Origin of the sequence: Streptomyces sp. NPDC046805, from assembly GCF_040645355.1 — a bacterium.
Classification (GTDB): domain Bacteria; phylum Actinomycetota; class Actinomycetes; order Streptomycetales; family Streptomycetaceae; genus Streptomyces.
The window spans coordinates 21812-35071 of sequence record NZ_JBEYYC010000020.1 but is presented as its reverse complement, the minus strand read 5'-3'; the positions used below and the strand labels follow the sequence as shown (position 1 = coordinate 35071).

The 13260-nt window shown below is 70.1% G+C and carries 12 protein-coding genes; all 12 read right to left on the bottom strand.

The genetic code is table 11. The features are described from left to right. Positions 1–218 precede the first annotated feature (218 nt). Positions 219–1421, bottom strand: a complete 1203-nt coding sequence (gene coaBC, locus ABZ910_RS21915) for a bifunctional phosphopantothenoylcysteine decarboxylase/phosphopantothenate--cysteine ligase CoaBC (protein WP_361367521.1) — start codon at positions 1419–1421, stop codon at positions 219–221. 148 nt (positions 1422–1569) lie between these two features. Next, on the bottom strand, positions 1570–1842 hold the full coding sequence (gene rpoZ / locus ABZ910_RS21910; protein WP_030810584.1) for a DNA-directed RNA polymerase subunit omega: 273 nt from the start codon (positions 1840–1842) through the stop codon (positions 1570–1572). Positions 1843–1880: 38 nt separating this feature from the next. Then, positions 1881–2438, bottom strand: coding sequence for a guanylate kinase (gene gmk, locus ABZ910_RS21905; protein WP_361367518.1), 558 nt, complete (start codon positions 2436–2438; stop codon positions 1881–1883). A gap of 37 nt (positions 2439–2475) precedes the next feature. Continuing rightward, positions 2476–2799 carry an integration host factor gene (locus ABZ910_RS21900; protein WP_003977346.1) on the bottom strand — a complete coding sequence of 108 codons (324 nt, stop codon included), beginning with the start codon at positions 2797–2799 and terminating at the stop codon, positions 2476–2478. Positions 2800–3102: 303 nt separating this feature from the next. Continuing rightward, the gene (gene pyrF, locus ABZ910_RS21895; protein ID WP_361367515.1) at positions 3103–3948 is read right to left on the bottom strand and encodes an orotidine-5'-phosphate decarboxylase; all 846 of its coding nucleotides are present in this window, start codon (positions 3946–3948) and stop codon (positions 3103–3105) included. Further along, positions 3945–5051, bottom strand: coding sequence for a quinone-dependent dihydroorotate dehydrogenase (locus ABZ910_RS21890; RefSeq protein ID WP_361367512.1), 1107 nt, complete (start codon positions 5049–5051; stop codon positions 3945–3947). Before ABZ910_RS21890 ends, pyrF begins: the two co-directional genes overlap by 4 nt. Before the next feature lie 93 nt (positions 5052–5144). Then, positions 5145–8453 (bottom strand): carbamoyl-phosphate synthase large subunit, encoded by a 3309-nt coding sequence (gene carB / locus ABZ910_RS21885; protein ID WP_361367509.1) that lies wholly within the window; start codon positions 8451–8453, stop codon positions 5145–5147. Further along, complete coding sequence (carA, locus tag ABZ910_RS21880) at positions 8446–9588, bottom strand: glutamine-hydrolyzing carbamoyl-phosphate synthase small subunit (RefSeq protein ID WP_361367506.1); 1143 nt, start codon at positions 9586–9588, stop codon at positions 8446–8448. Before carA ends, carB begins: the two co-directional genes overlap by 8 nt. Then, on the bottom strand, positions 9585–10154 hold the full coding sequence (locus tag ABZ910_RS21875; protein WP_361367503.1) for a hypothetical protein: 570 nt from the start codon (positions 10152–10154) through the stop codon (positions 9585–9587). Before ABZ910_RS21875 ends, carA begins: the two co-directional genes overlap by 4 nt. Then, positions 10151–11437, bottom strand: a complete 1287-nt coding sequence (locus tag ABZ910_RS21870; protein ID WP_361367500.1) for a dihydroorotase — start codon at positions 11435–11437, stop codon at positions 10151–10153. Before ABZ910_RS21870 ends, ABZ910_RS21875 begins: the two co-directional genes overlap by 4 nt. Positions 11438–11442: 5 nt before the next feature. Further along, positions 11443–12420, bottom strand: a complete 978-nt coding sequence (locus ABZ910_RS21865) for an aspartate carbamoyltransferase catalytic subunit (protein ID WP_361367497.1) — start codon at positions 12418–12420, stop codon at positions 11443–11445. Between the two features lie 91 nt (positions 12421–12511). Continuing rightward, positions 12512–13072 carry a bifunctional pyr operon transcriptional regulator/uracil phosphoribosyltransferase PyrR gene (pyrR, locus tag ABZ910_RS21860; protein WP_361367495.1) on the bottom strand — a complete coding sequence of 187 codons (561 nt, stop codon included), beginning with the start codon at positions 13070–13072 and terminating at the stop codon, positions 12512–12514. Positions 13073–13260: the final 188 nt, after the last annotated feature.

Genomic DNA, 13260 nt, shown 5'->3' with positions numbered 1-13260 from the left:
GGCTGCTGGCTGATCATTGGCGGACGGTCCGGGGGCTGCGCCCGGTGTCGTCCTTGAACAGTTTATCTGTCGCATTCGGCCATCAGCCCCACCCGTCTTACCTGTCGGGCACGCTGTGACCTGCGGCACGCGCATTCTGCCCAATGCGTGGCGCCCCTGACCAGAGTCGCCACGCGACAATGTCACGGCCAACGAATCCGTCATATGCCCGAAACCGTTCAGCTGAGGCGACCGACGACGAGGTCCCAGACGGTGTCGGCGAGGGCCTCCTTCGGACCGTGCGGTACGGGTGTCTCGCTGCCGTCGGCGCCGAGCACGACGGCCTCGTTCTCCTCGGAGCCGAACGTCTTGCGCTCCCCGACCTCGTTCACCACCAGAAGATCGCATCCCTTGCGGGCGAGCTTGGTCCGGCCGTTGGCCAGCACGTCGTCCGTCTCGGCGGCGAAGCCGACGATCACCTGTCCGGGCCGCGCCCGCTCGGCCGAGATCTCCGCGAGGATGTCCGGATTCCGCACCAAGGCGACGGGCTCGGGCTCCTGGCCGTCCTTCTTCTTGATCTTCCCGGTCGCGTACTCGGCCGGGCGGAAGTCGGCCACGGCGGCAGCCATGACCACCGCGTCGGCGTCCGCCGCCGCCTTCAGCACCGCCTCGCGCAGCTGCACCGCCGTACCGACCTGGACGACGTCGACGCCGGCCGGGTCCGGCAGACCGGCGTTCGCCGCGACCAATGTCACACGGGCGCCCCGCGCGGCCGCCGTACGGGCGAGGGCGTAGCCCTGCTTGCCGGAGGAGCGGTTGCCGAGGAAGCGGACGGGGTCGAGGGGCTCGCGGGTTCCGCCGGCGCTGACGACGACGTGCCGACCCTTCAGGTCCGGCTCGGTGACGCCGCGGGCCAGCACCCGGCGGCAGACCTCGAATATCTCGGCGGGGTCGGGCAGGCGCCCCTTGCCGGTGTCGACGCCGGTGAGGCGGCCGACCGCCGGCTCGATGACGACGGCGCCCCGGCGGCGCAGCGTCGCCACGTTCTCCTGAGTGGCCGGGTGCTCCCACATCTCCGTGTGCATGGCCGGGGCGAAGACGACCGGGCAGCGGGCCGTGAGGAGGGTGTTGGTCAGCAGGTCGTCGGCGAGGCCGTGGGCGGCCTTGGCCAGCATGTCGGCGGTGGCGGGGGCCACGACCACCAGGTCGGCGTGCTGCCCGATGCGGACGTGCGGGACCTGGTGGACGGTGTCCCAGACCTCCGTCGAGACGGGGTTGCCGGACAGCGCGGACCATGTGGCGGCGCCGACGAAGTTCAGTGCGGAGGCCGTGGGGACGACGCGCACGTCGTGGCCCGACTCCGTCAGCCTGCGCAGCAGCTCACACGCCTTGTACGCGGCGATGCCACCGCTGACCCCCAGAACGACCTTCGGCTTGTCCACCGTCTCTCCCGGACTCGGCTCACGTGCCCCGGAGACGGGCGCACGACTCCATCACACACCACAGGCCCGGCAGCCGTGCTGCCGGGCCTGTGGAAAAACCAGCCGCGGTCCGCAGATATGACGATCTGCCGCCGCGTGCTTGCTGCGCTTACTGGACCGGGCCCTCGATGGCCTCGGACGTCAGCAGACCCGCGTTGATCTCGCGCAGGGCGATCGAGAGCGGCTTCTCGTGGACGTGGGTGTCGACGAGCGGACCGACGTACTCGAGGAGGCCCTCGCCGAGCTGCGAGTAGTACGCGTTGATCTGGCGGGCACGCTTGGCCGCGTAGATCACGAGGCTGTACTTCGAGTCGGTGGCCTCGAGGAGCTCGTCGATCGGCGGGTTGATGATGCCCTCGGGCGCGGTGATGGAAGAGGACACGCTCTACCTTCCGAAAGATGGGAAAAAATCAGACACGATCACACAACGTCCATCAAGGCTAGCAGCTCGCGCGCCACATCCTTGACGGAGGTGTTGACCAAGGTCACATCGAACTCCGGCTCGGCCGCCAGCTCAATCTTGGCCGCCTCCAGACGGCGCTCGATCACCTCGGGCGGCTCGGTGCCCCGGCCGGTCAGCCTGCGCACGAGCTCCTCCCAGGAGGGAGGGGCCAGGAACACGAGCTGGGCCTCCGGCATGGACTCGCGGACCTGCCGGGCACCCTGGAGATCGATCTCCAGGAGGACCGGCACCCCGGTCTCCAGGTGCTCCATGACGGCCGCGCGCGGCGTGCCGTAACGGTTCCCGGCGAACTCGGCCCACTCCAGCAGCTCGCCGTTGGCGATCATCTTGTCCATCTCATCGTCGGTGACGAAGAAGTAGTGGACACCGTGCTGCTCGCCAGGGCGCGGCTTACGGGTGGTCGCCGACACCGAGAGCCAGACCTCGGGGTGTTCCTTGCGCATATGGGCGACGACCGTGCTCTTGCCGACCCCGGAGGGGCCGGAGAGCACGGTCAGCCGCGAACGTTCACTCATGCGGCGATTATTTCAGGATTCCCGGGGTGCCCGGGACTCAGGAGCCGGTGCTGCCGAACTCACGCTCCAGAGAAGCGATCTGGTTGGAACCGAGCCCGCGCACGCGGCGACTCTCGGAGATGCCGAGTCGCTCCATGATCTGCTTGGCGCGGACCTTGCCCACGCCCGGCAGGGACTCGAGCAGGGCGGAGACCTTCATCTTGCCGATGACGTCGTTTTCCTGGCCCTGCTTGATGACCTCGTGAAGGGAGGCGCCGGAGTGCTTGAGTCGATTCTTGACCTCGGCCCGCTCCCGGCGAGCCGCGGCGGCCTTTTCGAGCGCGGCTGCGCGCTGTTCGGGGGTAAGGGGCGGAAGAGCCACGCCTACGTCACCTCGGATGTCGAACTGTCGGATACGGACCGGTGAGGAACCTAGTCGCCCCACACCTGGGGAGCCACGAGCAACACGCTGCCCGTTCTCCCTCACTGCCTTGAGGGGCGCGGGAGGTGCCCCCACTGCTCGGAGACTAGCGGGCAAGTCCGCCGCAGTCAGCGAGAACAGCGGAAAAGTCCTGGTCAGCCTCCGTGAGGCTGGATATTTCAGACATACTGCCCCGGATTTGAGGATGTATCCAGACTCAAGTCGCCACGGCTTCCCTCACCGGACCCCTCGCGCCCCTTCGGCTCAGCCGCCGTTCACGGCCGCCCGGATCTCCTCCGCGAAGCGTTCCGCGGCCGCCCGCAGCACCCCGACCTCGGGGCCGTGACGCAGAACACCCCGGCTGACGTTGGGCACGACGTTGCGCACGGCCGCCCCGAACACCCCGGGAAGATCGGCCGGCGTCGCCCCCTGGGCGCCGATGCCGGGCGCGAGGATCGGACCGCCCATGTCGAGGTCGTACGACGACAGGTCGCCCAGGGTCGCACCCACGACCGCCCCGAAGGAACCCAGGGGCTCCTCCCCCGCGTTCTCGGCCTTCAGGTGGGCCAGCATGGTCGCGCCGACGGTGCGGCCGTCTGCGCGGAGCGCGTGCTGGACCTCGCCGCCCTCCGGGTTGGAGGTCAGCGCCAGCACGAACAGGCCGGCGCCGTTCTCCCGCGCCAGCTCCACGGCCGGGCGCAGGGAGCCGTAGCCGAGGTACGGCGAGACGGTCAGGGCGTCCGAGAACAGCGGGGCGTCCTTGTGCAGGAAGGCCTCGGCGTAGGCGGCCATGGTCGAGCCGATGTCGCCGCGCTTGGCGTCCATCACGACCAGGGCACCGGCCGCGCGCGCCTCCTGGACCGACTTCTCCAGGACGGCGAGGCCGCGCGAGCCGAAGCGCTCGAAGAAGGCGCTCTGCGGCTTGAGGACGGCGACCCGGTCGGCCATGGCCTCGACGACGGTGCGGCTGAACCGCTCCAGGCCGGCGACGTCGTCGTCCAGGCCCCACTCGGCGAGCAGGGACGCGTGCGGGTCGATGCCGACGCACAGCGGGCCGCGCTCGTCCATGGCGCGGCGCAGCCGGGCGCCGAAGGGCTCGTGGGACGTCATGCGGGATTCCTCACATCGGCGCCGACGGCGTCGGCGAGGGTGGCGTACGGGCTGGTGCGCAGGCGGGCGGCGAGCCCCTTGTGCAGGGCACGGCTCCAGAAGGGCCCCTCGTAGACGAAGGCGCTGTAGCCCTGGATCAGCGTGGCGCCGGCCAGGATGCGCTGCCAGGCGTCCTCGGCGTTCTCGATGCCGCCGACGCCTACCAGGGTGATGCGGTCGCCCACGCGCGCGTAGAGGCGGCGCAGCACCTCCAGGGAGCGTGCCTTGAGCGGGGCGCCGGACAGTCCGCCCGTCTCCTTCACCAGGTCGGCGTCGGACCTCAGGCCGAGGCCCTCGCGCGCGATGGTGGTGTTGGTGGCGATGATCCCGTCCAGGCCGAGCTCCACGGCGAGGTCGGCGACGGCGTCGACGTCCTCGTCGGCGAGGTCCGGGGCGATCTTCACCAGCAGCGGGACGCGGCGGTGGGCCACGATGCGGTCGGCGGCCTCGCGCACGGCGGTCAGCAGCGGGCGCAGCGCCTCGGTCGCCTGGAGGTTGCGCAGACCGGGGGTGTTGGGGGACGAGACATTGACGACGAGATAGTCCGCGTACGGCGCCAGGCGCTCGGTCGACTTCACGTAGTCGCCCACGGCCTCCGCCTCAGGGACGACCTTGGTCTTGCCGATGTTGACGCCCACGACGGGCTTGAACACCGGCTCGCGGTGCTTGAGACGGGCGGCGACGGCCAGCGAGCCCTCGTTGTTGAAGCCCATGCGGTTGATCAGCGCCCGGTCCGGGACGAGCCGGAACAGCCGCTTCGGGGGGTTGCCCGGCTGCGGCTCGCCCGTCACGGTGCCGATCTCGACGTGGTCGAAGCCCAGCATCGCCATGCCGTCGATCGCGACGGCGTTCTTGTCGAAGCCGGCGGCAAGCCCGAAGGGGCCGTGCATCCGCAGCCCGAGCGCCTCCGTGCGCAGCTCCTTGTGGCGGGGCGCAAGCGCGGCCGCGAGGAAGGTGCGCAGCACGGGGACGCGGACGGCAAGGCGGATCCAGCGGAAGGCGAGATGGTGGGCCTGCTCGGGATCCATCCGCCGGAAGACCAGGCGGAAGAAAAGCTTGTACATGTCTCGGAAGTCCTCAGGGGTCCTCATGAGTCCTCGTCAAGAGGGGTCCTCATGAAGAGGGGGACACCGTTTCCGGTGTCCCCCTCGGGGCTGCTAGTCGCGGGCTGCCGTCAGGTGTTCGGCGTGTTCCTGGAGTGAACGGACGCCCACGCCCCCGTGGTTGAGGGCGTCGATGCCCTGCACGGCGGCGGCGAGCGCCTGCACCGTGGTCAGGCAGGGGACGCCACGCGCCACCGAGGCGGTACGGATGTCGTAGCCGTCGAGGCGGCCGCCGGTGCCGTACGGCGTGTTGACGATGAGGTCGACCTGGCCGTCGTGGATGAGCTGGACGATGGTCTTCTCGCCGTTCGGGCCCTCGCCCTCGCTGTGCTTGCGCACGACCGTGGCGTTGATGCCGTTGCGCTTGAGCACCTCGGCGGTGCCGGAGGTGGCCAGCAGCTCGAAGCCGTGGGCGACGAGTTCACGCGCCGGGAAGATCATCGAGCGCTTGTCCCGGTTGGCGACCGAGATGAAGGCGCGGCCCTTCGTCGGCAGTGGACCGTACGCGCCCGCCTGCGACTTGGCGTACGCCGTGCCGAAGACGGAGTCGATGCCCATGACCTCGCCGGTGGAGCGCATCTCCGGGCCGAGCACGGTGTCGACGCCGCGGCCGTGGATGTCGCGGAAGCGCGACCACGGCATGACGGCCTCCTTGACGGAGATCGGCGCGTCCATCGGCAGCGTCCCGCCGTCGCCCTGGGCCGGCAGCAGCCCCTCGGCCCGCAGCTCGGCGATCGTCGCGCCGAGCGAGATGCGGGCGGCGGCCTTCGCGAGCGGCACCGCGGTCGCCTTCGAGGTGAAGGGGACCGTACGCGACGCGCGCGGGTTGGCTTCGAGGACGTACAGGATGTCGCCGGCCATCGCGAACTGGATGTTGATCAGTCCGCGCACGCCGACGCCCTTGGCAATGGCCTCGGTCGAGGCGCGCAGGCGCTTGATGTCGTGCCCGCCGAGCGTGATCGGCGGCAGGGCGCAGGCCGAGTCGCCGGAGTGGATGCCGGCCTCCTCGATGTGCTCCATGACACCGCCGAGGTAGAGCTCCTCGCCGTCGTACAGTGCGTCGACGTCGATCTCGATCGCGTCGTCGAGGAAGCGGTCGACCAGGACCGGCCGGGAGGGGCTGATCTCGGTGGACTCGGCGATGTACGACTCCAGGCGGGTCTCGTCGTAGACGATCTCCATGCCGCGGCCGCCGAGCACGTACGAGGGCCGCACCAGGACCGGGTAGCCGATCTCGTCGGCGATGGCCTTGGCCCCCGCGAAGGTGGTCGCCGTGCCGTGCTTGGGCGCGGGCAGACCGGCCTCGGCGAGGACCTGGCCGAAGGCGCCGCGGTCCTCGGCGGCGTGGATCGCCTCCGGCGACGTACCCACGATCGGGACGCCGTTGTCCTTGAGCGCCTGCGCCAGGCCGAGCGGGGTCTGGCCGCCGAGCTGGACGACCACACCGGCGACCGGTCCGGCCTGCTGCTCGGCGTGCACGACCTCCAGCACGTCCTCGAGCGTGAGCGGCTCGAAGTACAGGCGGTCGGAGGTGTCGTAGTCCGTGGAGACCGTCTCCGGGTTGCAGTTGACCATCACAGTCTCGTACCCGGCGTCGGACAGCGCGAAGGACGCGTGCACGCACGAGTAGTCGAACTCGATGCCCTGGCCGATGCGGTTCGGGCCGGAGCCCAGGATGATCACCGCGGGCTTCTCGCGGGGCGCGACCTCGGTCTCCTCGTCGTAGGAGGAGTAGAAGTACGGCGTCTTCGCGGCGAACTCGGCGGCGCAGGTGTCGACCGTCTTGTAGACCGGACGGATGCCGAGGGCGTGCCGCACCTCGCGCACGACGTCCTCGCGCAGGCCGCGGATCTCGGCGATCTGCGTGTCGGAGAAGCCGTGTCGCTTGGCCTGTGCCAGCAGGTCGGCGGTGAGTTCGGGCGCCTCGGCCAGCTCGTCCGCGATCTCCTTGATCAGGAACAGCTGGTCCACGAACCAGGGGTCGATCTTCGTGGCCTCGAAGACCTCCTCGGGCGTGGCGCCCGCGCGGATGGCCTGCATGACCGTGTTGATCCGCCCGTCGGTGGGGCGCTCGGCCTCTTCGAGGAGGAGGGCCTTGTCGCCCGGCTCGCCGACGAAGGTGAACTGGCTGCCCTTCTTCTCCAGCGAGCGCAGCGCCTTCTGGAAGGCCTCGGTGAAGTTGCGGCCGATCGCCATGGCCTCTCCGACCGACTTCATGGTCGTGGTGAGGGTGGAGTCGGCGCTCGGGAACTTCTCGAAGGCGAACCGCGGGGCCTTGACCACGACGTAGTCGAGCGTCGGCTCGAAGGAGGCCGGGGTCTGCTCGGTGATGTCGTTGGGGATCTCGTCGAGCGTGTAGCCGACGGCGAGCTTCGCCGCGATCTTGGCGATCGGGAAGCCGGTCGCCTTGGAGGCGAGGGCCGAGGAACGGGAGACGCGCGGGTTCATCTCGATGACGATCACGCGGCCGTCCTCGGGGTCGACCGCGAACTGGATGTTGCAGCCGCCGGTGTCGACGCCGACCTCGCGGATGACGGCGATGCCGACGTCGCGCAGGATCTGGTACTCGCGGTCGGTGAGCGTCATCGCCGGGGCGACGGTGATCGAGTCACCGGTGTGCACGCCCATGGGGTCGAAGTTCTCGATGGAGCAGACGACCACGACGTTGTCGTGCTTGTCGCGCATCAGCTCCAGCTCGTACTCCTTCCAGCCGAGGATGGACTCCTCCAGGAGCACCTCGGTGGTCGGGGAGAGCGTGAGGCCCTGGCCCGCGATGCGGCGCAGCTCCTCCTCGTCGTGGGCAAAGCCGGAGCCGGCGCCGCCCATGGTGAAGGAGGGGCGGACGACGACGGGGTAGCCGCCGAGCGTCTCGACGCCCCCCAGGACGTCGTCCATGGAGTGGCAGATGACCGAGCGGGCGGACTCGCCGTGGCCGGTCTTTTGACGGACGGCCTCGACGACCTCCTTGAACAGGTCGCGGTCCTCGCCCTTGTTGATCGCCTCGACGTTGGCGCCGATCAGCTCGACGCCGTACTTGTCGAGGGTGCCGGCCTCGGCGAGCGAGATGGCGGTGTTGAGCGCGGTCTGGCCGCCCAGGGTGGGCAGCAGCGCGTCGGGGCGCTCCTTGGCGATGATCTTCTCGACGAACTCCGGGGTGATCGGCTCGACGTAGGTCGCGTCGGCGATCTCCGGGTCGGTCATGATCGTCGCCGGGTTGGAGTTGACGAGGATGACCCGCAGGCCCTCGGACTTCAGGACGCGGCACGCCTGGGTGCCGGAGTAGTCGAACTCAGCGGCCTGGCCGATGACGATCGGGCCGGAGCCGATGACCAGGACGGACTGGATATCGGTGCGCTTAGGCACGCTGGCCCTCCATCAGGGATACGAAGCGGTCGAACAGGTAGGCGGCGTCGTGCGGGCCCGCTGCCGCTTCGGGGTGGTACTGGACGCTGAAGGCCGGCTGGTCGAGCAGCTGGAGGCCCTCCACCACGTCGTCGTTGAGGCAGACGTGGGAGACCTCGGCGCGGCCGTAGGGGGTGTCGGACACCTTGTCGAGCGGGGCGTCGACGGCGAAGCCGTGGTTGTGCGCGGTGACCTCGACCTTGCCGGTCGTACGGTCCTGCACCGGCTGGTTGATGCCGCGGTGGCCGTACTTCAGCTTGTAGGTGCCGAAGCCGAGCGCACGGCCGAGGATCTGGTTGCCGAAGCAGATGCCGAAGAGGGGCGTCTTGCGCGCGAGCACCTCCCGCATGACGGCGACCGGGCCGTCGGCGGTCGCGGGGTCGCCGGGACCGTTGGAGAAGAACACTCCGTCGGGGTTGACGGCGTACACGTCCTCGGCGGTGGCGGTCGCGGGCAGCACGTGCACCTCGATGCCGCGCTCGGCCATGCGGTGCGGGGTCATGCCCTTGATTCCCAAGTCGACCGCGGCGACGGTGAACTTCTTCTCGCCGATCGCGGGGACGACGTACGGCTCCTTGGTGGCGACCTCGGCGGCGAGGTTCGCGCCCTTCATCTCGGGTGCCTGGCGCACCTCGGCGAGCATGGTGCCCTCGTCGGGCAGCGCGCTGCCGGAGAAGATGCCGACGCGCATGGCGCCGCGCTCGCGCAGGTGGCGGGTCAGGGCGCGCGTGTCGACACCGGAGATGCCGACCACGCCCTGGTGGCGCAGCTCCTCGTCCAGGGAGCGCTTGGCCCGCCAGTTGGAGGGCACGCGCGCGGGGTCGCGTACGACATAGCCCGCGACCCAGATGCGCCCGGACTCGGGGTCCTCGTCGTTGACGCCGGTGTTGCCGACGTGCGGGGCGGTCATCACGACGACCTGGCGGTGGTACGAGGGGTCGGTCAGGGTCTCCTGGTAGCCGGTCATGCCGGTGGAGAACACGGCCTCGCCGAAGGTCTCCCCCACGGCCCCGTAGGCGCGGCCACGGAAGATCCGGCCGTCCTCCAGGACGAGTACCGCGGGAACCTTCGAGGCTCCCCGTGTGGAGGTCGTCATCGTGCGCCTTCCGTTTCGGTCTTGCTGTTGATCATGGAGTTGATGGCGTCGACCCACGCGTGGTGCTCGGCCGCCCGGTCGGAGCGGAAGCCGGAGTCGATCAGCTTGTCGCCGTGCGCCCAGGTCACGACGAGCAGTCCGCCCTCGGTGAGGACCTTGCCCGCGATGCCCTTGTCGAGCCGGGCCTCGCGCAGGGCGGCGGCCGGGACGAAGAAGTCGTTCGCGCCGGGGCGTACGACGTCCAGTCCCGCGTCCGTCAGCGTGAGCTCGGCCCGGCTGCGGGTGCCCAGGCCGTGCGCGACGATGCGGTCGAGCCACTGCCCTGCGGTGGTGGAGCCGTGGTAGCGGCCGCTCAGCTTCAGTTTCGTCGGGCCCGGGTCGTCCGGCGCGGTGGGGAGCTCGGGCAGGTCGCCCTGGAGCGTGCCGCGCCACTTCCAGCCCTCGCGCATCAGCCAGTAGACGAGCGCGACGAAGAGTGCGAGTCCGATGACCCAGCCGATGCGGCCGGCCCAGTCGGTGACCTCGGCCGACTTCTTCTCGGCGGCCAGCAGGATGAGAGATGTCACGAGAGCTTCCCGTCGACGAGCGTCGCCTTGCCCCGCAGCCACGTGTGCGTCACACGGCCCGGCAGCTCCAGCCCCTCGTACGGGGTGTTACGGCTGCGCGAGGCGAAGCCCGCGGGGTTCACCGGGCCACGGTATGCCGCGTCGACGAGGGTGAGGTTGGCGGGCTCACCTGCCGAGACGGGACGGCCGTGTCCCCCCGCCTGTCCGATCTGCGCGGGCTTGACGGACATGCGGTCGGCGACGCCGGCCCAGTCCAGCAGGCCCGTTTCGACCATCGTCTCCTGGACCACCGACAGCGCGGTCTCCAGGCCGACCATGCCCATGGCCGCCGCGCCCCACTCGCAGTCCTTGTCCTCGTGCGGGTGCGGGGCGTGGTCGGTGGCGACGATGTCGATCGTGCCGTCGGCGAGCCCCTCGCGCAGGGCGTGCACGTCGCGCTCGGTGCGCAGCGGCGGGTTGACCTTGTAGGCCGGGTTGTAGGTGCGCACCATCTCCTCCGTGAGGAGGAGGTGGTGGGGGCAGACCTCGGCGGTGACCTGGATGCCGCGGGACTTGGCCCAGCGGATGATCTCGACCGAGCCGGCCGTGGAGACGTGGCAGATGTGCAGGCGGGAGCCGACGTGCTCGGCGAGCAGGACGTCCCGCGCGATGATCGACTCCTCGGCGACGGCCGGCCAGCCGCCGAGGCCCAGCTCGGCGGAGACGACGCCCTCGTTCATCTGGGCGCCCTCGGTCAGCCGCGGCTCCTGCGCGTGCTGGGCGACGACACCGCCGAAGGCCTTCACGTACTCCAGCGCGCGGCGCATGATCACGGCGTCGTCGACGCACTTGCCGTCGTCGGAGAAGACGGTGACGCCGGCGGCCGAGTCGTGCATGGCGCCCAGCTCGGCGAGCTTCTTGCCCTCCAGGCCGACGGTGACGGCGCCGATGGGCTGCACGTCGCAGTAGCCGTACTCGCGGCCGAGCCGGTAGACCTGCTCGACGACGCCGGCGGTGTCGGCCACGGGGAAGGTGTTGGCCATGGCGAACACCGCGGTGAAGCCGCCGGAGGCGGCCGCCCGGGTGCCGGTCAGCACGGTCTCGGAGTCCTCGCGGCCCGGCTCGCGCAGGTGGGTGTGCAGGTCGACGAGGCCCGGCAGCAGCATCTTGCCGTCGGCCTCGACGACCTCGGCGCCCTCGGCGGACAGGCCGGTGCCGACCGCCTCGATGACCTCGCCGTCGATCAGGACGTCCTGGGGCTCGCCGCCGAGCACCTTCGCACCACGGATCAGGATCTTGCTCATGTTTCTTACTTCTCCTCGGTACGAGTGTGGGTGACGGCGGGTTCGTTGCCGCCGAGCAGCAGGTAGAGCACGGCCATCCGGATGGAGACGCCGTTGGCGACCTGCTCGACGACCGTGCAGCGGTCGGAGTCGGCGACCTCGGCGGTGATCTCCATGCCGCGGACCATCGGGCCGGGGTGCATCACGATGGCGTGCTCGGGCATCTTGGCCATGCGGTCGCCGTCGAGGCCGTAACGCCGGGAGTACTCGCGCTCGGTGGGGAAGAAGGCGGCGTTCATGCGCTCGCGCTGCACGCGCAGCATCATCACCGCGTCCGACTTCGGCAGCGTGCTGTCGAGGTCGTACGACACCTCACAGGGCCAGTTCTCGACGCCGACCGGCACCAGGGTGGGCGGGGCGACCAGGGTGACCTCGGCGCCGAGCGTGTGCAGCAGGTCGACGTTGGAGCGGGCGACGCGGCTGTGCAGGACGTCGCCGACGATGGTGATCCGCCGGCCGGACAGGTCCCGGCCGAGGCCCGCGTCGGGGCCGACCAGGCGGCGGCGCATGGTGAAGGCGTCCAGCAGGGCCTGGGTCGGATGCTGGTGCGTGCCGTCGCCGGCGTTGATGACGTGGGCGTCGATCCAGCCGGAGTTGGCGAGGCGGTAGGGGGCTCCGGAGGCGCCGTGCCGGATGACGACGGCGTCGACGCCCATGGCCTCCAGGGTCTGGGCGGTGTCCTTCAGGGACTCGCCCTTGGAGACGCTCGACCCCTTGGCACTGAAGTTGATGACGTCCGCCGACAGCCGCTTCTCGGCGGCCTCGAAGGAGATCCGGGTCCGGGTGGAGTCCTCGAAGAAGAGGTTCACGACGGTGCGGCCGCGCAGGGTCGGCAGTTTCTTGATCGGCCGGTCGGCGACCCGGGCCATCTCCTCGGCGGTGTCGAGGATCAGGACGGCGTCGTCGCGGGTGAGGTCGGCGGCCGAGATGAGATGACGCTGCATCTGTCAGGCTCCGTAAGGCAGTTCAAAGGGGAGATTCAGGGCAAACCAGGCGTGAGTCGGCATGCCGAAGCAGCCGTGCGCTCTGGAGTTGCTACTGGTCGGCCGGCTTCGCACCGAGCAGCACGGTGTCGCGACCGTCCTCCTCGGCGAGCTGGACCTTGACCGTCTCCCGCAGCGACGTGGGGAGGTTCTTGCCGACATAGTCGGCGCGGATGGGCAGTTCGCGGTGGCCGCGGTCGACGAGGACCGCGAGCTGCACCGCGCGCGGGCGCCCGAGGTCGTTCAGGGCGTCGAGGGCGGCGCGGATCGTGCGGCCGGAGAAGAGCACGTCGTCGACGAGGACGACGAGGCGGCCGTCGATGCCGTCACCGGGGATCTCGGTGCGCGCCAGCGCACGCGGGGGGTGCATGCGCAGGTCGTCGCGGTACATGGTGATGTCGAGGGAGCCGACCGGCATCGTGCGGCCGGTGATCTGCTCGAGCTTGGCGGCGAGCCGCTGGGCGAGGAAGACGCCCCGGGTCGGAATGCCGAGGAGCACCACGTCGTCGGCGCCCCTGGCGCGTTCGACGATCTCGTGGGCGATGCGGGTCAGTACCCGCGCGATGTCGGGCCCTTCGAGAACGGGCCTGGCATCGGACGCTTGCGTGTCCATATGAAACGGACCTCCTTCTCCGCCTCACGGGACGGACCTTAAAGGACGTCGGATTTGCGCCATCCACGGTAGCAGGTCGCCTCAGCACCCCCGATCACCCCCTTGGCGCAGTGGACCGGGGTGACCGCGGAAGCGTCGGTGTGGACCATTCGGCTTGACGCAAGAGAGTCACGCTGCGTAACCTCACA